Source organism: Ferrimonas lipolytica (assembly GCF_012295575.1).
In the GTDB taxonomy this organism is placed as follows: Bacteria; Pseudomonadota; Gammaproteobacteria; order Enterobacterales; family Shewanellaceae; genus Ferrimonas; species Ferrimonas lipolytica.
The window spans coordinates 374256-394752 of the sequence record NZ_CP051180.1; the positions used below are offsets into that span (position 1 = coordinate 374256).

General features: G+C 49.9%; 18 protein-coding genes and 1 other RNA gene. 15 read left to right on the forward strand and 4 right to left on the reverse strand.

Translation table 11 applies throughout. From position 1 onward, the window contains the following. The first annotated feature begins 12 nt into the window (after positions 1-12). From glmM to HER31_RS01800, 3 genes are all read left to right on the forward strand, one after another. The gene (gene glmM, locus HER31_RS01790) at positions 13-1359 is read left to right on the forward strand and encodes a phosphoglucosamine mutase (protein WP_202983624.1); all 1347 of its coding nucleotides are present in this window, start codon (positions 13-15) and stop codon (positions 1357-1359) included. A 76-nt stretch (positions 1360-1435) separates the two neighbouring features. Then, positions 1436-2335, forward strand: coding sequence for an ROK family protein (locus HER31_RS01795; protein WP_168659004.1), 900 nt, complete (start codon positions 1436-1438; stop codon positions 2333-2335). Beyond that, complete coding sequence (locus HER31_RS01800) at positions 2335-3069, forward strand: ElyC/SanA/YdcF family protein (RefSeq protein WP_168659005.1); 735 nt, start codon at positions 2335-2337, stop codon at positions 3067-3069. The genes HER31_RS01795 and HER31_RS01800 overlap by 1 nt, the downstream gene beginning before the upstream one ends. On the opposite strand, the gene HER31_RS01805 is transcribed toward HER31_RS01800, so the two are convergent. Together HER31_RS01805 and HER31_RS01810 are read right to left on the reverse strand one after the other, a co-directional pair. Continuing rightward, a complete protein-coding gene (locus HER31_RS01805) occupies positions 3046-3633 on the reverse strand; it encodes a DUF2982 domain-containing protein (protein ID WP_168659006.1) in 588 nt (195 codons plus the stop codon). The genes HER31_RS01800 and HER31_RS01805 overlap by 24 nt on opposite strands. Before the next feature lie 190 nt (positions 3634-3823). Continuing rightward, a complete protein-coding gene (locus tag HER31_RS01810) occupies positions 3824-4153 on the reverse strand; it encodes a ComEA family DNA-binding protein (protein ID WP_202983586.1) in 330 nt (109 codons plus the stop codon). Between the two features lie 599 nt (positions 4154-4752). On the opposite strand from HER31_RS01810, the gene ffs reads away from it, so the two are divergent. From ffs to HER31_RS01865, 11 genes are all read left to right on the forward strand, one after another. After that, positions 4753-4849, forward strand: an RNA gene (gene ffs / locus HER31_RS01815) — signal recognition particle sRNA small type. A 134-nt stretch (positions 4850-4983) separates the two neighbouring features. Continuing rightward, positions 4984-5601 carry a TnsA endonuclease N-terminal domain-containing protein gene (locus HER31_RS01820; RefSeq protein ID WP_168659007.1) on the forward strand — a complete coding sequence of 206 codons (618 nt, stop codon included), beginning with the start codon at positions 4984-4986 and terminating at the stop codon, positions 5599-5601. Between the two features lie 2 nt (positions 5602-5603). Further along, positions 5604-7493 carry a Mu transposase C-terminal domain-containing protein gene (locus HER31_RS01825; protein ID WP_202983587.1) on the forward strand — a complete coding sequence of 630 codons (1890 nt, stop codon included), beginning with the start codon at positions 5604-5606 and terminating at the stop codon, positions 7491-7493. Next, positions 7493-8530 (forward strand): TniB family NTP-binding protein, encoded by a 1038-nt coding sequence (locus HER31_RS01830; RefSeq protein WP_168659008.1) that lies wholly within the window; start codon positions 7493-7495, stop codon positions 8528-8530. Before HER31_RS01825 ends, HER31_RS01830 begins: the two co-directional genes overlap by 1 nt. 83 nt (positions 8531-8613) lie before the next feature. After that, positions 8614-8907 carry a helix-turn-helix domain-containing protein gene (locus tag HER31_RS01835; protein WP_168659009.1) on the forward strand — a complete coding sequence of 98 codons (294 nt, stop codon included), beginning with the start codon at positions 8614-8616 and terminating at the stop codon, positions 8905-8907. 789 nt (positions 8908-9696) lie between these two features. Beyond that, the gene (locus HER31_RS01840; RefSeq protein ID WP_168659010.1) at positions 9697-10914 is read left to right on the forward strand and encodes a TolC family protein; all 1218 of its coding nucleotides are present in this window, start codon (positions 9697-9699) and stop codon (positions 10912-10914) included. Between the two features lie 20 nt (positions 10915-10934). Next, positions 10935-12233, forward strand: coding sequence for an efflux RND transporter periplasmic adaptor subunit (locus HER31_RS01845; protein ID WP_168659011.1), 1299 nt, complete (start codon positions 10935-10937; stop codon positions 12231-12233). A gap of 11 nt (positions 12234-12244) precedes the next feature. After that, positions 12245-15367 carry an efflux RND transporter permease subunit gene (locus HER31_RS01850; protein ID WP_168659012.1) on the forward strand — a complete coding sequence of 1041 codons (3123 nt, stop codon included), beginning with the start codon at positions 12245-12247 and terminating at the stop codon, positions 15365-15367. Positions 15368-15550: 183 nt separating this feature from the next. Continuing rightward, a complete protein-coding gene (locus HER31_RS01855) occupies positions 15551-15889 on the forward strand; it encodes a DUF3703 domain-containing protein (protein ID WP_168659013.1) in 339 nt (112 codons plus the stop codon). A gap of 283 nt (positions 15890-16172) precedes the next feature. Then, on the forward strand, positions 16173-16748 hold the full coding sequence (locus HER31_RS01860; RefSeq protein ID WP_168659014.1) for a hypothetical protein: 576 nt from the start codon (positions 16173-16175) through the stop codon (positions 16746-16748). A 78-nt stretch (positions 16749-16826) separates the two neighbouring features. Then, positions 16827-17564: a hypothetical protein gene (locus tag HER31_RS01865; protein ID WP_168659015.1), complete on the forward strand. Its 738-nt coding sequence runs from the start codon at positions 16827-16829 to the stop codon at positions 17562-17564. A 141-nt stretch (positions 17565-17705) separates the two neighbouring features. Here the strand turns inward: HER31_RS01865 and HER31_RS01870 are convergent, their stop codons facing one another. Further along, a complete protein-coding gene (locus HER31_RS01870) occupies positions 17706-18911 on the reverse strand; it encodes an IS256 family transposase (protein ID WP_168659016.1) in 1206 nt (401 codons plus the stop codon). A 382-nt stretch (positions 18912-19293) separates the two neighbouring features. On the opposite strand from HER31_RS01870, the gene HER31_RS01875 reads away from it, so the two are divergent. Beyond that, positions 19294-19524: a hypothetical protein gene (locus HER31_RS01875; RefSeq protein WP_168659017.1), complete on the forward strand. Its 231-nt coding sequence runs from the start codon at positions 19294-19296 to the stop codon at positions 19522-19524. Positions 19525-19673: 149 nt separating this feature from the next. Here HER31_RS01875 and HER31_RS01880 read toward each other — a convergent pair whose 3' ends face one another. Beyond that, a complete protein-coding gene (locus HER31_RS01880) occupies positions 19674-20303 on the reverse strand; it encodes a type IV toxin-antitoxin system AbiEi family antitoxin domain-containing protein (RefSeq protein WP_168659018.1) in 630 nt (209 codons plus the stop codon). Between the last annotated feature and the right edge of the window lie 194 nt (positions 20304-20497).

A 20497-nucleotide genomic window follows, 5' to 3' on the forward strand; every position in this document is an offset into this window, starting at 1 on the left:
AAAAATATAGCAATTATGACTCGTAAATATTTTGGCACCGATGGTGTCCGTGGCCCTGTTGGCCAGTTCCCAATTACCCCTGAATTTGCAATGCGTTTAGGCTATGCCGCCGGCACCATAATGGCCAACTCTGGCACCAAGCAGGTGATCATCGGTAAAGACCCTCGGATCTCCGGTTACATGCTGGAATCCGCTATGGAAGCAGGTTTCAGTGCCGCCGGTGTTGGGGTGCAATTGACGGGCCCGTTGCCGACTCCGGCGATTGCCTATTTGGCGCACACCTTCCGCGCGGATGCCGGTGTGGTAATCAGTGCCTCACATAACCCATACCACGATAATGGCATCAAGTTTTTCAGCCAGAGCGGAACCAAACTGACCGATGCGGATGAGCTGGCGATCGAAGCCCAGCTGGATGAAGAGATGGGCTGTGTTGAGTCTGATAAGCTCGGTAAAGTTCGTCGTATCGACGATGCGGCTGGGCGCTATATCGAATTTTGTAAAGCAAGCTTTAACAAGGATTCTAGCCTGGCGGGCATGCACATCGTGCTTGATTGCGCTAACGGTGCCACCTATCACATTGCTCCAAACGTGTTCCGCGAGCTTGGCGCCGAGTTAACCGTTATTGCCGCGCAACCAAACGGCACCAACATCAACCACAAGTGTGGTGCTACCTCAATGGGCGCGCTGGTCGCTAAGGTAAAAGAGACCGGAGCCGATATGGGCATCGCCTTTGACGGTGATGGTGACCGCGTAATGATGGTTAATAGCGCCGGTGAGGTTATCGACGGTGACCAAATCCTGTATATCATTGCCCGTCATTTTAAGTTAGCTAATCAGCTTGATGGCGGTGTTGTTGGTACCTTGATGGCCAACCTAGGGTTTGAGCTAGCGCTAAAGGAACTCGATATTCCATTTGTTCGCTCTAAAGTGGGTGATCGCTATGTGGTTGAGCAACTGCTGCAGCACGGCTGGGACCTAGGTGGAGAAAACTCCGGTCATATCCTGTCGTTGCGCCATCACACTACCGGTGATGGCATCATTGCCGCGTTACAGGTGCTCAATGCACTGCAAGCTCGAGGCGAAACCATCGAACAGGCGCTGGCGGATCTAACTATGTTGCCACAGGTATTGGTTAACGTGCGTTTCTCGGGCAAAACTCAGCCGTTGGAAGACGCATCAGTTCAAGCGGTAGTTGCTGAAGTGGAACAAGAGATGGCAGGCCGTGGCCGAGTATTACTGCGCAAATCTGGTACCGAGCCACTGATTCGAGTGATGGTGGAAGCGGAGCCAAGTTTCGATGTGCAGGGCTTAGCTCAGCGCATCGCTGATCAAGTTCAAATCGTTGATCAGCAAGCGTAAACTAACGCACAATTGATTTGCGGGAGAGGTTAACGCCTCTCCCGTTTTTGTATCAGTAAGATAAAGGATTGACGCTGTGCGGATTGGCATAGATTTAGGCGGCACCAAGATTGAATTAATTGCACTTGATCGCGCTGGGGTAGAGCGGTTTCGGTTACGCCGTGCCACACCACAGGGCAGTTACCCTGACACCGTCGCAACCATTGCAGCGATGGTACTGCAGTGTGAGCAGCAGCTAGGTTGCCAAGCGACAATTGGAATCGGCATTCCTGGAGTATTGTCCCGCCAAACCGGCAAGGTAAAGAACGCCAACTCGCAATGTTTAAATGGTCAAGATCTGTTAACTGATGTGGCTCAAGCGACAGGCCGGCCGGTACGGGTGGCCAACGACGCTAACTGCTTTGCTGTTTCCGAAGCCAGTGATGGCGCCGCTGCGAATCAGCAGGTTGTTTTCGCTGCCATCATTGGTACTGGATGCGGCGCGGGCATCGTTATCGACGGTAAACCCCTTAACGGCGCTAACGGTCTTTGTGGCGAATGGGGCCATAATCCAATGCCATGGCTTGGAGCCAAAGAACATCCATTACCGCAGTGCTTCTGCGGCCGCTACGGCTGTATTGAGCAGTTTGTTTCAGGCAGTGGCTATCAGCGCCTTTATCAGCGATTGAGTGGGGCAGCAGTGTCAGCAGAGCAGATTGAACGGTTGGCAACACAAGGGGATAAGCTTGCGCTGCAAGCTCAAGCGCAGTTGCTGCATTACCTCGCCGATGCTTTAGCTCATGTGGTTAATCTGCTCGATCCAGATTGCATTGTGCTAGGTGGCGGGCTATCCAACCTTGATTGGCTCTATCCTGCGCTTAATCAACAATTGCCGTTGCGGGTGCTTGGCCGTGAGTGCGTGACACCAGTAGTAAAGAATAAACACGGCGACTCATCTGGCGTTCGGGGTGCGGCGTGGCTGTGGGAGGCGCAGTAATGGGGTTCTGGATTAAGAAGGGGATCACCGCTGCCATTTTGCCCGTGCCACTGGCTATGCTTCTGATGTTAACTGGTTGGTTACTGCTTAAACGTATGCCTCGGCTTGGTAAAGCATTGCTATGTAGCGGGCCTATCTATCTCTTGTTGTTGTCATTCTCGCCGGTATCGGTGTGGCTGGCAGACTCGTTAGAAACACGCTACCCAGTGTATCAACAGCAGCCCGTTGACGTAGTTATGGTGCTGGGTAGTGATCACCATACTCAAGCGCAAAGGCCGATAGTGCAGCAGCTCTCGGCAATAGCCAGAGGACGATTGTTAGAAGGGATCCGAATATGGCAGCAAAATCCCGGTGCCACTTTGGTGGTGTCTGGTTACGGCGGAACTGATCCTGTGCCGCACGCAAAGGTGATGCAGCAGGCGGCGATTAACCTAGGGGTGCCGGCTGAGCAAATAATAATGCTCGCCAGCGCCAAAGACACCACTGAGGAAGCACAGCAAACCGCAGCCATTATTGGAAAGCGTTCAAGTGCTTTAGTTACCTCAGCAACACACATGCACCGATCGTTAATCAACTACCGCAGAGCAGGGATGGAGCCGATTCCCGCTCCAGCGGATTTTATCGCCACTCCGAGCCGAGCATGGTATCTGTCCAGCCAAAATTTGCTTACCAGCCAACGCTCGATACACGAATATATCGGGTTACTGTGGTTACAGCTTAAAGCCTGGTTTTAGGGTGTCATTACGGCACTGCTTGAGCAGCGCTACCATCTCTTCGGCGCTACGATCCAGCGCCGACTCTGGCAGATACAGCTCGAATCCTAACTGTTGTTGCAGCAGCTGTTGCTGTCGATAATACGCCGCTTGCACACCACTAAATGGGCTGTCACGGTTGTCATTAAGCAGCAGTTCACATTGATTGCAGCTTTGCGGCTGAGTCAACTGCAGTAGCGCTTTTTGCTCGACGGTAATAGCCAATGCTAAGCGAGGCCGGATGCGACTAACATGATGCAGTGGATTGCGTATTTTTATGCCGACATAAGGTAGGGCTACATCATCAAAGCGAACGATATCGACACGCTGCAGCTGCTGCCAAGGCAACAACCAGCGGCCGCGACGGTGGCGGTAGCTAATGCCTCTAGGGGTTATCGAAATTGATACCTTAGGCTCTGAGCGTTTTACCCAGCCCAAAACTAAACAAAATATGGCCATAAGCGTCGGCCCAATCAGCCATGCTTGCGGCAGTAACTGGTGGTTAAGTAGCAGCACTACCAACATAAGCAGGGCTGCTGCCGCCATTAGGGAAAGGCTATTCCGTTTGCTCTGTGGTTGGATCGCTATTCGTCTCATTAACTAAGTGTGGCTAGGCTCTAAGGAATATGCGAATTGAAGCTCGGGTGTAGGTTTGGCTAATTGAAGGCAAGTGGCAGCATCTGCGGTGGTGCGAAGAATAAAGAAGGGAGCGAGTGCTCCCTTAACAATTGAGCTATTACAGCGCAATACGTTCGATATTCTTGGCGATCAACTCGGCACCAATCCCTTTTACCTTACTTAGCTCATTAATGTTTTTAAACTTACCGTGAGTACTGCGGAACTCGACGATCGCTTGCGCTTTTTTAGCACCAATGCCAGTTAATCCATTGGCTAGCTGAGTCGCGCTGGCGGAGTTGATATTTACTCTGTTTTTCGAACTTTGGGCTTTGCTGGTGGCGCTTACCGGCGCCTTGACCGCAGCTGTTGTAGTGCCCTTGTCTGCCGACATTGCAACGGGACTGATGAATAATAACGCAGCGATAAACCATCTAGCGATAAATTGCATGACTCTCTCCTTAAGTCAGATAAAACCCACACAATGTGAGTCCTTAACAAGATAGAAGGCCACTTTGCTAATATACAGTGGTGATATGCACCAACTTCGGTACGAATTAAGACTGTATACAATTGATTGTTATCAAAAGTGAACGATTTAGCTGCCTTATCTATGGCTGTGTACCAATTAAGTGTTGTTCTTTCTAATACAGTTAAAGCACTGCCTAGGGAGCCGCGATACAAAGGGTAAAGCACTACCGCTATTGATCTTCTGCCGCATTGGAGCAGTTCAGCGAAGCGTTTTGGGCTGCGACCTAAGGCAAGGAGAATTCCAAAAGGGGCGGAGTCCCTCTAATGCATACAACAATGTGCCGTCGCCACAGCGACATCCTCCCCTAAAAGCGCCGCAACCGGTGAAGCCGAAGACTTAAGATAAACTCCAACAGCTAACTACGACACAGCCTTATCTAACGCCAACCCAGAGGCGACATTGTGATTTTGTTGGGGGTTATTGCACAAAAGCTAAGCGAACAACCCCTTTGCACTTGCATGGACTGCGAGGGATCGACATAATGCCCCTGCGCTTTCCGAGCGCACCTTTCTATGGTGCCCCGGTCCTCTCGCAATGTTAATTCGTTTACCTGGTCAGGCCCGGAAGGGAGCAGCCAAGGCGGAGGATGCATGTGCCGGGATGTGGCTGGGGGGCCACCCAAAGCTCCTTATCTATTTGTCGTTTGAACCATAAGTCTGCATAGCGGAAGCATAAAGCTGCATAACTGGCAGTATAAGTCTGCATAGACTACGTTTTGATGTAGTAATACTACAAAAAGGCGACAGAAGATGTACAGACGCAATCTCGGTCATTCTCGGGTCAAAAATCTCTTTCGCTTCGCCAGCCCCAAAATGAACAGCGTGCTGACGGTTGAATCGTCGCTCGAGTTCGATGCCTGCTTTCATTTTGAATATTCCCCGAAAATTGAGCATTTCGAAGCGCAGCCCCAAGGCTTTTACTACCCGTTTAACGGTCGCGACTGCGGTTACACCCCAGACTTCGCGGTAGTTGAAAATGGAGTGCGTCGGTTTATCGAAGTAAAACCGCAACGTAAAACCCTAAACAGCGACTTCCGCAGCCGTTTCCATGCGAAACAGATAAAGGCTAAGGAATTGGGAAGCTCGTTAGTTCTGGTGACAGACAAGCAGATTTGCGTAAACCCCATACTCAGTAACCTTAAATTACTGCATCGATATTCAGGCTTTCAGGCCATGACGCCGTTGCATCTGTATCTGCTTAAGCTCGTTAAATGCATTGGGGTGGTGAGCGTTGCTGAACTTATAGAGGAAAGTGGTGAAGAGCCGGGCTCTGTACTAGCAACTACCTTGTCCTTGGTTGCAGGGGGCGAAATAACAACGGATCTTCTCAATAGCACTTTGGGGTTAGATACGCGGGTCTGGTGCTAAAGATGTCTTCTGATTCTGGCGATATGGCGTTTCCAAGCTTTGAAGATGAATTCGTTCCTGAGCTGCCGGTGCAGGAGCAGAGCCCTGCTAACGATGGGCCGGAACCTATCCCACGCGATATCGCAAGCTATCCAGAGGCTGTCCGAGATGAAACCTACCGACGTATAGCCTACTTACGGTGGTTTCGTGACAATCTGAAAGGAGGCTGGACTCAAAAGAACATTGAGCCGTTAATCGCCCAAGCTAAGTCTGCTATTGGAAAGCCTGCGCCAAGCTGGCGAACGCTGGCTTCGTGGTGGCAGACCTACAAAAAGGCAGGATATTCAATTCAAGCATTAGTGCCTAAGCATGGTAATAAGGGCAACACCAAATCGAGAACTAGCTCTGGAGAGCAGCAATTTTTCGACAAGGCTATTGAGCGTTACTTGATCCCTCAACGCCCTTCAGTCGCGGCGGTGTATCAGTTTTACAAAGATTCCATTCGTGTTGAAAACCTTAAGTTGTTGGGAGATAAAGTAGCTCCCATTTCCTACCGGGCATTTCTAGATAGGATAAATCGATTACCCCCTTACGAGGTGATGAAGGCTCGCCATGGTAAGTACAAAGCTGATGTTGAGTTCAATGCTATTGGCCGCCACATTCCACCAACCCGGGCACTTGAACGGGTTGAAATTGACCATACTCCGCTGGACCTTATCTTGCTCGATGATGAGCTGCACATCCCGTTAGGTCGTGCGTTTTTAACCCTGCTCATCGACAGCTACAGCAAGTGCGTAGTGGGCTTTCATATTGGCTATAAAGAGCCTTCCTATTACTCAGTCAAGATGGCACTGCTCAATGCTATGAAGCCGAAAGAGGAGCTATGCAGACGTTTCCCACAGCTGAGAAATGACTGGCCCTGCCACGGGAAAATAGAAACGCTGGTTGTTGATAATGGAGCTGAATTTTGGAGTAAGAGCCTAGAGCAAGCTTGCCTTGAAGTGGTTACCGATATTCAGTTCAATCCGGTCAAGCGTCCTTGGTTAAAGCCGATGGTTGAGCGTATTTTTGGCAAGATAAACAGTGAGTTGCTTATTTCTATGCCGGGCAAAACCTTCTCTAACATCCTCGAGAAGGAAGATTACAACCCAGCCAAAGATGCGGTGATCCGATTCAGCACTTTCAACGAGCTTTTTCATCAATGGATTATCGATGTGTATCACATGGAGTCTGACAGTCGGTGTCAATGGATCCCTTATTATACTTGGCAGCAGTCGGTAGCACATTTGCCTCCACTTCCTTTGTCTAATGACGACCAAAAGAAGCTTGAAATCGTCTTAGCTCAGAGTGATTATCGGAAGCACCGCCGTGGCGGCATTCAAATTCATAACCTTCGTTATGACAGTGATAAGTTCGCTACCTACCGGAAGTACCATACCGCCAATCGTGGTCGGAGCGAACAGCCCTCGGTACTGGTAAAAACCAACCTGGATGACCTTTCCTATATTCATGTCTACGTTGAGCAACTGAAGGGATATATGGTTGTGCCTTGTGTAGATCCTGTTGGTTACACCAAGGGCTTGTCTTTGCAGCAACATAAAGTGAACTGCTGCTTGCATCGAGAGTTCATCAAAGGACAGTTGGATCTCGATAGCTTGGCTCAGGTGCGCATGGCTATACATCAGCGCATTGAACAAGAAGTGACGGAGCTTAAAGAGGGTAAACGCAGTGGCAAAGTGAAGCAGGCTGCAAAGCTCGCGCGTCATCAGGGAGTATCCAGTGTTGGCGCAGGGACTGTTGTATCGAAACTACTTGAAGGTTCCATAGCGGCCATTCAAGAAGAAGAGACTAAATCAGATCTCCCAAATCAAGATGACTGGGATGCTATGCTTTCTGGGCTAGAGCCTTACTGATGGGTGTATTGACTGATGAGCAATTGCAGCGACTGGAAACGTTCAAAAATTGCTTTGTTGAGCAGCCCATAGTTACTCAGATCTTCGAGGACTTTGACCGGCTCCGGTTTAACCATCGGCTTGGCGGCAGTCAGCAATGTATGCTAGTTACTGGTGACACTGGCGCTGGGAAGACAGAGCTCATTAAGCATTATTTGAAGCGGGTGCCCCATATCCAAGGCGGCGGTTATACGCATAGACCGGTTCTGTTGAGCCGGATCCCTAGCCATGCGAATTTAAATTCAACCCTTATCGAATTACATAAAGATCTCGGCCACCCATTCAGCACCCGTAGACGGGGCCGGAGCAACGACCAGTCACTAACAGAATCTCTGGTTCGGCTGCTATCGAGTTGTGGCACGGAGCTGATCATCATTGATGAATTTCATGAATTACTGGAATTCCAGTCTGATGCCTCGAGAGCTGGCATCGCTAATCGCTTGAAGTTTATCAGTGAAAAGTCAGAGATCCCCATTGTGCTGGTTGGTATGCCCTGGGCTGAGAAGATCGCTGAAGAACCACAATGGGGGCGGCGGCTTATCAATCGCAGGACCATCCCTTACTTTAAGTTGTCTGAACAACCAAAACATTACCTGCAATTTCTGATGGGGTTAGCGCTACGGATGCCCTTTAATAAACCTCCAAAACTGGAGTTGCAGCATACGGCTTACGCATTGTTTGCTGCTAGCCGTGGGCGCGTAAGTGATCTCAAAGAATTTCTTTACGAAGCGACTAAGTTAGCACTTAGCGAACGAGCTGAAACACTCACAGTTGCGCAAATGGTAGAGACTTTTCGTATGTGGTTTCCAGATTTGGTTAATCCCTTTGAGCTTGATGTTGACGCTATTCAAGCGTCGGAAGCCCTAGAGTATTCACAATACGATTTCGAAGCACTGAAGGGCACCAATCCAATTATTGAGACAACCTTCACTCAGCGGGTCCCTATCTCGCAGCTTCTCAGCAAGTCACCGGCGCTGAAAGCACCAAGGAAAACTTGATAACTAAGAAGTCCTTAGTACACTTGTTGGGTTCGAACTAAGAAAATCTTAGCTACTGATTTTATCCAGATAGCTGAAGATTAATGGAAACCCCAATCCCACTCAGGCTCAAGACTGCCCGCAAATTGGCAGGGTTCACTCAACAGCAGTTGGGGATGAGTTTGGGCATGGAACCCAATACGGCCAGCGCACGGATGAATCAATACGAAAAAGGTAAGCACACGCCCGACTATCAAACCATGCAGCGTATTGCCGCCGAGCTGGGTGTGCCAGTGGCGTACTTCTACTGCGAGGACGAGTTGTTAGCGCAGCTTATATGTCGGATTTCATCGTTTAGTGAACATGAACAAAAAGCTCTTTTGAACAACATTAGCTAGTGGCATGTTCAAAGTGTTGATCGTGATCCGACCGAGCTTTGTCTGTCATTAATACTAAACGGAGATCCTGACCGCTTAGTGCCCTTAGCGGTCATTGAGGTAGTGCGCCATATGGCAGAACCAATCCAAGTACTTACGTGTATTTTCAGGACAAATTTGGGTTGTTTTTACGTGTTCTCGCCCTGGCATAATATCTGTAGCAATGTGTATCCCACTGCTTGGAGGAGAGCTCTCCCAAGTTGCTAGACAATAACTAGATGGCAGACCAAGAGCCGCTGAACTAGCGAGCTCAATGTCGGCCCGGATCACACTTTCGGTGGGCTAATCTGCCTAATGTATACTTTATTGTTTTACCAAGGAACTTTGTTTTATTAGGCTTGTCCATCAGCTCAGATATTTCTGCTTGGACTTTCCATTGTTACGAACCGCTTTGTTATTTGTGTTATTGCTTGTTAGCCAGGTTGCATCCGCAACGCTGGAAGGCAGCCATGCGCACTTATCTGAAAGCGGAGCCGTTATCGAGTATCACCTAGACGGTACTTGGCACGATGATAGCCAGCACCTGCATGAAAGTGGCGAGTCCTGTTCTCATCACCATTGCATCCACTACGCATTGGAAATATCTCCTTTTTCTATCTCCACAGGTATTGAGGCCCAGGTCTTTTGCTACCAGTGGCCGGAATACGCAATTGCCTTACCATCTTTAAGGCGCCCTCCAAGAGCCTGACCTACTTCGTTGTTCGGATCCTAGATCCATCCAAATTTTACGAATACTCATTGGAGTAGGTTATGCAATACCGTTTAAAGGCCACAACCCTAACACTGGGGATGGTCATCGGGCTGTCTGCGCAAGCAACTGAACTGAATCAGTTTGCACATCAGACGTTAGCTCAACTGGATGCCTTACCGGCAATACAAACCGCAAAGCAGCAATTGGTGCTTCAACAGCTTGGGGAAGGCCGTGCAGATCAGGCGTTATACAACCCAGAGTTGTCATTCGATGTTGAGAATATCGGCAGCGACAGTAGTGATGAAGACTACACCCTAGCCGTTAGCCAATCGATTGATTGGGCTGATAAGCGAGGTGTCCGTACTCGCTTAGCTCAGCTGCAATCGATGACTGCTGAAGCCGAATATCAGCAGTTGCGAAATGACACCTTAGCCAATCTGTTGCAAGCACAGATCCAATATGGACTGGCGACTCAGTTAGATAACTATGCTGTGAAGATGATTGAGCGCACCCAAGCGAGCTCAACTCTTGCCGAAAAGATGGTAACCGCAGGTGAGTTGTCGCCACTGGATCAGCAATTGCTGAACCTCGAGCTGGCAATGGCGGTGAGTGACCGAGCTTTGTCCAAGCAAGCGATGTTGGAAGCCTCAACTACTGTGCGCCTTAATGGCGGGGAGCCGCAGGCAAAACTATCTAAGTTATTGGTCAGTAACCGTTTGCCAAGCACCGAGGTTAACCAAACCACCCCGGCATTAGCAGCAGCTTATCGCTCCGTTCAAGCAGCACGAGCCGCAAAGACATTGACTGAAGTTGATGCTAAAGCCGATCCCAGTATCTCCGTAGGGGCTGTAGCTAATAGCGATGAAACGGCTTTGCAAGTCGGAGTCTCTATCCCACTGCAGTTTCGCAATCGTTACCAAGGTGAAATTGCCGAGGCAACCCAAGCGATTGTCGTCGCTGAACAGCAGTTCCTTAGTGACCAAAACAACCTTTCTATCTCTCTAAATTCATTAGCCGAGCGTTATTTGGCTATTGCTGATAGCCGCAGCCAATGGCAGCAACTGACTCAAGACTCTTTGCAAGACAGCGACATGCTGATGCAAAAACTCTGGCAAAGCGGAGAGTTGCCAACCCAGTTGTACCTGCAGTCGCAGCAACAGCTATTGGACACTGCCGCATCCGGTGCTGAGCTTGCCGCTCAGCAAGCGATGTTATGGACGCAGATGATGGCAAGCCGAGGCGAGCTTGAAAGCTGGTTAATAGACCAAGCGAACTAATTGAATTTAAAGGTATGGAAATGAAAAACTTGAAACTAGCACCGGTTGCTGCGGTAGTAATGGCTCTGTATGCCCCAATGGCAATCTCTGGTGACGATCATGCGCATGAAAATGAACCTCTTGAGCTAAATCAACCGATCTCGTTTGATAGCCATGAAGATCACCAACATGAACAATTGGTAGCGCATGAGGATGAAGATCACCAAGCCCATGATGAGCAGGTAGAAGCTGCATTGCATGTTGATGAGCATGAAGATGGTGACGATGACGACCATGCTGATGAAGCCGATGATGATCATGGCCATGACGAAGAAGAGGAAGAAGGGCTAAAGCTCTCTCCGGCGCAAAGTGCAATTGCCGGTATCGAGGTTGCATCAGTGCACCCGTCCCAGTTTGATATGCGGCAACGCACGCCAGCACAACTGTTGGCTGATCCCAATTTAACTCGCCAAGTGGCTTTGCCTGTGAGCGTGCGAGTGGTCGCCAGACATATCACGCCAGGACAGCAAGTACATACTGGAGACAAACTGTACACCATAGCATCAAGCGAAATCGCTAATGCTCAAGGGAAGTACTTGTTGGCACAAGCTGAGTGGAAGCGTGTGGTATCGCTGGGTAAAAAAGCGGTTTCGGCAGCGCGTTACCAGCAGGCTCGAATCGATATAGAGACCAGCATTCAAGATCTGTTGGCGATTGGGATGACCCAACAGCAGATTGATGGGTTAACTCGCTCTGATCACAAGCTGGGCCAGTTTGAGCTGTTGGCAGGGCAATCTGGCACCCTCCAACAAGACAACGCCGTGGTGGGTCAGTTTATCGATGCGTCCACGCCTTTGGCATTGATTGCCGATGAATCCGCGCTGTGGGTGAGTGCGCAGATCCGGCCAAAACAAGTTGGTCAGGTGCAGCTGGGGCAGGAAGTCACGGTTCAGGTCGACAACCTGTTTTATCAAGCCAAGGTGATCGGCCGAGACCATCAGCTCGATCCGCAGACTCGCACCGAAACAATTCGTCTGGCTATAGATAACAGCGAGCACCGCTTGCATGCCGGTGAGTACGCGACGGTCTTCTTTAGTCAAAGTAAACGCTCTGGAATCGTACTCCCCGACTCTGCCTTGGCAAGAGGGGCTGACGGCGATTGGATGGTGTATCTGTACGATGGCGATGCCTACAGTGGCGTTGAAGTGACAGTGCTGGCATCCCAGCAGGGTTTCAACCTAATTTCTGGCATCGAAGCTGGCAGCAAGGTCGCGATCACGGGAGCCTTTTTCCTCGCCTCTGAACAAGCTAAATCTGGCTTCGACATCCATAACCACTAACGGTATCGCTCATGCTGAATAACCTAATTGCATCAGCGGTCCGTAACCGTCTGATAGTCACTCTTGCCCTAATCGCATTAGTGATGGCGACTATTGCCATGCTGCCTCGCTTGAACTTGGACGCGTTTCCTGACGTAACCAATGTCCAGGTGACCATCAATACCACTGCCGAAGGCCTCGCTGCAGAGGAAGTGGAACAGCTGATCACCTACCCGTTAGAGGCATCGATGTATTCATTGCCTGCGGTTACCGAGGTTCGCTCGTTGTCCCGTACTGGCTTATCCATCGTCACGGTAGTGTTCGAAGAGGGAACCGATATCTACTTTGCTCGTCAGCAAGTATTTACCGAGCTACAGGCTGCGCGTGACAGCATTCCAGAAGGCGTGGGAACTCCAGAGATGGGGCCGAACACTTCCGGCCTAGGCCAAGTTTACCAATATCTGCTGCGTGCTGATGCCGACAGTGGCTACGATGCGATGGCGCTGCGCAGCCTTAACGACAACCTCGTGAAGCTGATGTTGATGCCAGTCGATGGCGTAACCTCGGTGCTGTCATTTGGCGGTGAAGTGCGTCAATACCAAGTGCAGCTTAACCCGCTGCAAATGGAAGCTTATGAGGTCGCTCTGGATGATGTTGAGCAAGCCTTAGCGAGCAACAACCGCAATACCGGCGGTTGGTTTATGCCGCGCGGGCAGGAGCAGTTTGTTGTCCGCGGTTACGGCTTTATCCCTAGCGGAGAAGAAGGCCTTGAAGCCATTCGACTGCTGCCGGTGAAAACCGTATCGGGTACGCCGATCACCATTGGTGATATTGCTCAGGTCGAGTTTGGCAGCGAGATCCGCGTTGGTGCCGTCACCATGACCCGTCGCGATCAACAGGGCCAAGCGCAAAATTTGGGTGAAGTGGTGTCTGGCGTTGTGCTCAAGCGCATGGGCGCCAATACCAAGGCCACCATCGACGACATCAAAGCGCGCGTACCACTGATTCAGGCAGCACTGCCTGAGGGCGTTACCTTTGAGCCGTACTATGACAACGCCGATCTGGTTGGCAAAGCGGTCAAAACTGTCTCTGATGCGCTGTTGATCGCCTTTGCGCTCATCATCGTTATTCTGGCGCTGTTCCTACTCAATATCCGCGCAACGCTGTTGGTGTTGATCTCAATTCCAGTCTCTATTGGCTTGGCGCTGATGATCATGGCCTACTTCGGTGTCTCGGCCAACCTGATGTCCCTTGGTGGCCTTGCCGTCGCCATCGGCATGTTGGTGGATGGCTCGGTGGTGATGGTGGAGAACATCTTCAAGCACCTAAGCCAAACCGAAAACAATAACGCTGGCAGCATGGCGCAGCGGATCAAGGTTGCAGCGCAAGAAGTGGCACGCCCGGTATTTTTTGCTACCTCAATCATCATTGTGGTTTTTGCACCGTTGTTCACTTTGGAAGGCGTTGAAGGCAAGATGTTCCAGCCGATGGCGGTGAGCATCATTTTGGCCATGCTGGGTGCCTTGGTGGTGGCACTGTTTGTTGTACCGGCACTGGCTACGCTGCTGTTTAACAAGGGGCTGCGTTACCGTCCAAGCCCGGTAGTTGCGCCGATTGAATCGGGCTATCGCAAGCTACTTAAAGTAGTTATCGATAGGCCTAAGAGTGTCATTGCTGCAGCAGTTATTGCGTTTGCGGCAACCCTGACTCTAGTGCCGCAACTAGGCACCGAGTTTGTGCCAGAGCTGGAAGAGGGCACCATCAATATCCGCGTCACCTTGGCGCCGACAGCAAACCTAGAAACCAGTTTGGCGGTGGCACCAAAGCTCGAAGCCATCTTGCTGGAATTCCCGGAGGTGGAATACGCCTTAAGTCGGATCGGCGCCGCTGAGCTTGGTGGGGATCCGGAACCGATCAATAACATTGAGATCTACGTTGGACTTAAGCCGATAGAACAGTGGACATCTGCTTCGGATCGTTTCGCGCTACAACGATTGATGGAAGAGAAGATGGATGTCTTCCCTGGTTTGCTGTTTACCTTCTCGCAGCCCATTGCGACTCGCGTTGATGAACTGCTGTCTGGGGTTCGAGCCCAACTTGCCATTAAGCTATTTGGCCCCGACCTCGATCAACTTGCGGATCGCGGCAAGGTGATCGAAGAGCTGGTTCAACAAGTTGATGGTGCTGTCGATGTCGCGATGGAGCAGATCCAAGGTGAGTTGCAATTAGTGGTTCGCCCGAACCGTACCGAACTTGCTCGTTATGGCATCAGTGTGGACCAAGTCTTACAGCTGGTTTCAGACGGCATCGGTGGCCGTGCAGTAGGGCAGATCATCGATGGCAATGCGCGCTACGACATTCAGATGCGCTTTGCCGAAGAGTACCGCAGCAGCCCTGATCTGATCTCCGATCTCATTGTGCGTGCCGAGAATGGTGTCGAAGTACGCTTGGGCGATGTTGCTCAGGTCGCGATGGAAAGTGCGCCACCAAACATCCGTCGCGATGACGTGCAACGTCGAGTTGTGATTCAGGCTAATGTCGCCGGTCGCGATATGGGGTCGGTAGTTCGCGATATTTACCAAACCATTAACGATAACGCAGAGCTGCCAGCAGGTTACTCAGTGAAGGTTGGCGGGCAATACGAGAGTCAACAGCGCGCTCAGCAGCGACTTACCATTGTGGTGCCAATCTCAGTGGCGCTAATCGCCTTGCTACTGTTTTTCTCATTTGGCTCCGCTGCCCAAGCAGCACTGATTTTGGCAAATGTTCCACTGGCGCTAATTGGCGGCATTCTCGCGCTGTACTTAACAGGTACCTATCTGTCAGTGCCAAGCTCAATCGGCTTTATTACGCTGTTTGGTGTCGCAGTGCTCAATGGTGTTGTGCTGGTTGATTCGATCAACCAGCGGGTTCGCTCTGGTGAAAATGTCGCTTACGCTGCATACGAAGGTGCGGTTAGTCGGCTTCGCCCAGTGCTGATGACGGCATTGACCTCTGCACTTGGTTTGATCCCGGTGATCCTCTCCACAGGTGTTGGCAGCGAGGTTCAGCGTCCACTGGCAATTGTGATTATCGGTGGTTTGATTACCTCAACGGCATTGACGCTGTTGGTACTGCCAACCTTATATCAACGCTTTGCACCAAAGTTAGACTAACTGCAATCAGTTAAAGGGAAGGTGGTAGCAACTCAATGTTGCCTGTCGTTTGCCTAACCCGACAGTACAACCCAGATAACTGCTGCTTTCCCGCGCCTGTTTGATTATCTCAAACAGGCGTTTTCGTATGCTAATTTGGATAAAGCAAGCTAGCTAGGGTGTCAATTGAGATGATTTGTAGCTATGAAATTGAAACTAAAACGAGCTTTTCAGGCCGAGATGCAACATGCAATGAGGTATTACAAAATTGGAGACTACACTGCAGCATTTTATCATCTGGAACGTAGCCATATCCTAGGACAATCCTATGTTATTCCCCATACCAAATCGCATTGGTGGATGCTGAAGATCGGTCTTAAAACCAAAAGTGGCAAAGAGGTGCTAGGGCAACTCATGCGGATCCTTGCTTCGATATTGTTTTCGCGGCTCTGGGTTCCTATTGGTAATACGGGGGGCACGAATGTGAGTCCATTGAAAGCAATGCCAATTCCACAAGACCTTAGATCGCTTCTTGATGATTAGTTGGTTTCTTTTGCCAAACGCCCCTTACTTTGAATGACCGCTCGTGGCCGTTTGGAGCCGGTTATGTTGTTGCCTTCAGACGCCTTCGTGCCCATTCCGGTCATTGGCTAGACGAGATTTAGTGCTCCATCGCCTTTAACTTACTGGTGTTTTTACACGGCACTTAGAAATTTCTGGCATGAACTAGCGAGGGGCCACTTTATTTCAAAATGCCCTGTTGAAAAAAGCATCATTCAAAGCTAACGTGCGTGATATTAAAGGATTATGTACAAGGAACATCATTGTGAATAAAAAGCAGATCAAAATACTAGCTGTTGTTGCCTCGTCATTTATAAGCACTAGCGTGTTCGCGTCCGATGCAGAAATTCTGAAACTGGGTCCGTATACAGGTCTCCTATGGCCTGACGGTTCTGGAGTCATTGGTAAGCCATATGATGTCGAAAAATTTAAGGATAGATGGTCTTTTTTAATTAAAGTGGATGAAATGAATGATGATCAAGAAATAACGGTTGATAGAAAAGCATATAAGAACACAGATGAATTTGGGAAAATTAGATTATCGGCAAACATATATCTGTGGCTAAATATATCCAAGGCAGAAGAAGAGATTTTATGCGTCGCGGGCCATGACTACCCAGGAAAAAAAGCAATGATAAGGGTTGATAAACATGACCCAATTGAAACAAATGTAAGTGGTTGCGTGGCTCTTGATGATGAGCTGGACTCATTGTTGAAGGGTGGCACTAAAATTACGATTAGAGGTTACCATTGGCCATACGGTGGCGCAGAAACATTTCAAATTGATTTGGCTGGATACACAACAACCATCGACTTTCTTAGAGGCAAAAGGCGGGAGTAGTGTATAACGTTCAGAGGCACTCAAATAAAATCAAATTTGTCTGGCATTACAGGAACTAGACTCAACAGGGGTAATCTTATGCCTACTATATTAGTAGACCAGAACATTGTGACTTATGGAGACATAATGAGGCCAACGAGAAGCAATGGCGTTATAGGTTATCGGAGAAAAGACCCAGTTGGCGAGGATGGTAGCTGGTTAAGGCGTGAGTTCAGAGCCCTACCAACTGTTTCAAAGCTGATAATAGCTGGAGATATATCAGCTTTTAGATATGTAGAATTAGATTTTGAAAACTGGAAAAGGAAAGGCTCGGCTTCTGGTTCAAATCTAGGCAACTTGTTTCCTAATTCAGTAATGAAGCAAGTTGAGCCTGCGATAGAACGCTCATATTATTTCCAAGCGTTCATGAATGAGTACTTATACACACGTTCTGTAGCCAATTTTTGCAAATGGCTTAACACTAAGGGAATTGAAGAAAGTGCACTAAAGGTAGCAAAGTCTAAAAATGCTACTGATGATATGTTGCGAAATATTCGTAATGTATCGAGATATCAAGAAATGTGTAAGAAGTTACAAAAAACAGAACAATACATTGATGCATTTCATCTCTGGACAGCTGAAATTAATGACATTGAGTATTTTGTCACGGCCGATCGCAAATTCATCAACGCGATTAATAAACTAGATTGCAAATGTCAGCCGATTTTACCTAGTGAACTACTAACACAGATGAATTTGGAAGCTAGTGAACCATTCCAATTCAAAGAGAATGTGTTTTATGGAATCGGTGGCCAGTATATGTGGGAATTCGATTAACTGGTGATTTTAGTATATCTGACAGTACATCGGTGTCGATCTTCTGAGTAATAGTTCCAATGGCCGCTCCTGGCCGTAAGCGACTGTTAGTGGTTTGGGGGCCAGCAGAGGGTGTTCATAACTCTGTGTCAGTAATCTAATTCACAAGTCGATGTATTCGTCCAATCGACCCTCAAAGTGGATCGACAACTGAGACAGCGTCAAATTCCAATTCTGGATGGGGTGCGACCAGCGCTCCGACGCCTTCAATATACCGGCGTAGAGAAGCTTGAGTAAACCGTTCTCGCTGGCAAAGCCACCTTTGGTTTTGGTCAGCTTCCGAAATTGGCGGTGCACGGCCTCAACAGCATTAGTGGTGTATATGGCTCGTCGCACGTAGTCCGGGTATCTAAAGTACGCTGAGAGCAGCGCCCACTTGCTTCGCCAGGACTTGATAACGACGGGATATTTTTCACCCCATTTGGCTTCCAGTTCGTCCAGAGCTGTTTCTGCTGCGGCGAGCGTAGCAGCTTTATAAACGCATTTCAGATCAGCCATAAAGGCCTTTTGGTTCTTTGAGGCAATGTACTTCATTGAGTTTCGGATCTGGTGGATGATGCAGAGCTGGACTTCGGTTTTCGGGAAGATAGTCGCAATGGCTTCAGGGAAGCCTTTGAGGCCGTCTACGCAGGCGATGATGATATCTTTAATCCCACGATTGTGGAGATCGGTCAGGATGCTGAGCCAGTGGTGGGCGCCCTCATTATCAGACAGGTATAAGCCCAAAAGCTCTTTCTTTCCCTCAACATTCAAAGCAAGAATTGTGTAAATCGCTTTAGTGACGTAGCGGCCATTTTCTTTGATTTTGTAGTGGATAGCATCAAGCCAGACAATGGGGTACAGGGCTTCAAGATCCCGTTCTCGCCAAGCCTGTAGCTCGGGTAGCAACTTGTCTGTGATGGCGCTAATCGTGCCGTTAGAGACCTCGATGTCGTACATGTCCGCGATATGAGCACGGATATCTTGGTAGCTAGTGCCCAACGAAAACATAGCGATGATCTTGCGTTCCATTTCATCAGTCAGGTGGGTCTGATGCTTTTTCACCAACTGAGGCTCAAATGTGCCGTCTCGGTCTCGAGGTGTATTGAGTTCAAAGCTACCCGCTGCGGTTTTGACCCTTTTGGGAGTCTTGCCGTTTTTGCGATTATTGGAGCCATCCTCAGCCAGATGCTGGTCCAGCTCGGCCTTGAGGGCAGCTTCGGTGAGTTGTTTGATGAGGGGCGTCAGGATGCCATCTTTACCGGTCAGGTCTTGGCCTGAGCGAAGTGCCTCAATGGCGGCTTCCATGTCGAAAGTAGGTTTGGTCATTCGCTATTCCTTTTGGATTGATTTTAAGCAAATGACACAGAAATCTGAACACTACCGGCCAGCACTCTCGGTCGTTTCTTGTGAGACTTTGATTTTGACCAGGTGGTTCTCTGTGACACTTTGTGCGCAATTCACCTTCCGTGGGCGTCTTGATGCGCTTTCAGGGCATAGCAGGCCATGAAATGAGTGGTTCTCTGTGACGGTTGGCTTTTTTATCGGTGGTTATTTGTGACAGTTAGCCTTTTTCCGGTGGATCCTTGTGACAGTTGGCTCTTTCACCGGTGGTTCCTTGTGACAGTTTGCCCTTTCACCGGTGGTTCCTTGTGACAGTTTGCAGCTTCATGTGGCCATGACTCAGAAGCGCCCTTAGCGGAGAGCCGCTATGGTAGACAGGGAAGGAAGTAAGTCCCTGGAGTCCCTCTCTCTCAATGATCTCAGCCACTTTGTGGATCGCATCCACGACAGCCCGCTCTTCTGGCTTGGCAGCGAGGTCGTCATGCCGGATATCGTTCCGGACGTAATCGGCCATGATGGCAACCTCGCGGCCCTGGCAAATGACTCCCCCTTCAGCTTTGAAAAGCCCTTCGAGCCTGCCCTTGCCCTCATTGGCTAGGTACGCGATGGCGCCTTTCACCTGGGGTTCTGCGGCTCGCATCAAAAGCCGAGTTGCGTCACCTACTTCGTAGCGAACCATCCACACTTACCCCTTTGTTTTGGCCACTTGTCTCGTGCGACAAGTCGGCACCTATCTCATGCGACAAGTCAGTTAAAAGACGCCATTTCGAGGTATGGCATCATGACCCGCTGCATTCGAAGCCGACCGGCATAGGCCCAGAGCTTGCCGTGGTCGATCCGCTTGCTCCGCTGGGCTTCGACGAGCGCTTCCATGGCGACGTCCAGGCCGATCTTGGACCGGAACTTGAAGCACTCCACCAGGGTGCGCTCGATGGAGGTCACTCGGACCGGCACGCCCTCGATCTCTATGGTGTCGATGCCAAAGTCTCTCAAGTGCTCCGACAGTCGGATTGCTCGGATCGGCGGGCAGTCGATGGCAGGCACCCGGCCTTTGGGCTCTATCGCTAGCCACACCTGAAATGGCTGCTGGGTGCCGATCTCGTGGAGGCGCAGGGCTGTCAGCAGGCACACGACCGCTGATGGGGCGGCCTTCACAGCTTCTGCGATCCCGGAGTGCTCTGAGATATCTCGGTCTGGCCAGCAGTAAAGGCCCCGTCGGAGCTTCTCAAGCTTGCCCATCTTGACCCAATGCGCAAGGCTGCTGCGGCTTACGCCCATGGCGTCAGCCTCTGCCGAAGTGAAGATTGGACTACCTCTAAGCTTGTCGAGAGCCGTTTCCACACCAAATCCCTGCTGTACGTAATGTCGGTAAAGCATGACTTTCATCCATGTTTAGTACAAGTGTTTGCGCGATCTTCAGGCAAAAAAATACTGTATACCCATGGCTGTGTTCCAGTTAAGTGTTGGCGGTGCGAACGACGGCAAAGTGCCCATTGCGGTCATTGATGGCCGGTTCATTGTGTGACAAACGGGGCTCAAAAGGCTGTCATTTTATCCAGTTCAGGGCAAAT

Coding starts and splice junctions, on each gene's coding strand:
- HER31_RS01800 (WP_168659005.1), top strand. CDS start 2,335: ATGGGGTTCTGGATTAAGAAGGGGATCACCGCTGCCATTTTGCCCGTG.
- HER31_RS01805 (WP_168659006.1), bottom strand. CDS start 3,633: ATGGCGGCAGCAGCCCTGCTTATGTTGGTAGTGCTGCTACTTAACCAC.
- HER31_RS01810 (WP_202983586.1), bottom strand. CDS start 4,153: ATGCAATTTATCGCTAGATGGTTTATCGCTGCGTTATTATTCATCAGT.
- HER31_RS01820 (WP_168659007.1), top strand. CDS start 4,984: ATGTACAGACGCAATCTCGGTCATTCTCGGGTCAAAAATCTCTTTCGC.
- HER31_RS01825 (WP_202983587.1), top strand. CDS start 5,604: ATGTCTTCTGATTCTGGCGATATGGCGTTTCCAAGCTTTGAAGATGAA.
- HER31_RS01830 (WP_168659008.1), top strand. CDS start 7,493: ATGGGTGTATTGACTGATGAGCAATTGCAGCGACTGGAAACGTTCAAA.
- HER31_RS01835 (WP_168659009.1), top strand. CDS start 8,614: ATGGAAACCCCAATCCCACTCAGGCTCAAGACTGCCCGCAAATTGGCA.
- HER31_RS01840 (WP_168659010.1), top strand. CDS start 9,697: ATGCAATACCGTTTAAAGGCCACAACCCTAACACTGGGGATGGTCATC.
- HER31_RS01845 (WP_168659011.1), top strand. CDS start 10,935: ATGAAAAACTTGAAACTAGCACCGGTTGCTGCGGTAGTAATGGCTCTG.
- HER31_RS01850 (WP_168659012.1), top strand. CDS start 12,245: ATGCTGAATAACCTAATTGCATCAGCGGTCCGTAACCGTCTGATAGTC.
- HER31_RS01855 (WP_168659013.1), top strand. CDS start 15,551: ATGAAATTGAAACTAAAACGAGCTTTTCAGGCCGAGATGCAACATGCA.
- HER31_RS01865 (WP_168659015.1), top strand. CDS start 16,827: ATGCCTACTATATTAGTAGACCAGAACATTGTGACTTATGGAGACATA.
- HER31_RS01870 (WP_168659016.1), bottom strand. CDS start 18,911: ATGACCAAACCTACTTTCGACATGGAAGCCGCCATTGAGGCACTTCGC.
- HER31_RS01875 (WP_168659017.1), top strand. CDS start 19,294: ATGGTAGACAGGGAAGGAAGTAAGTCCCTGGAGTCCCTCTCTCTCAAT.
- HER31_RS01880 (WP_168659018.1), bottom strand. CDS start 20,303: ATGCTTTACCGACATTACGTACAGCAGGGATTTGGTGTGGAAACGGCT.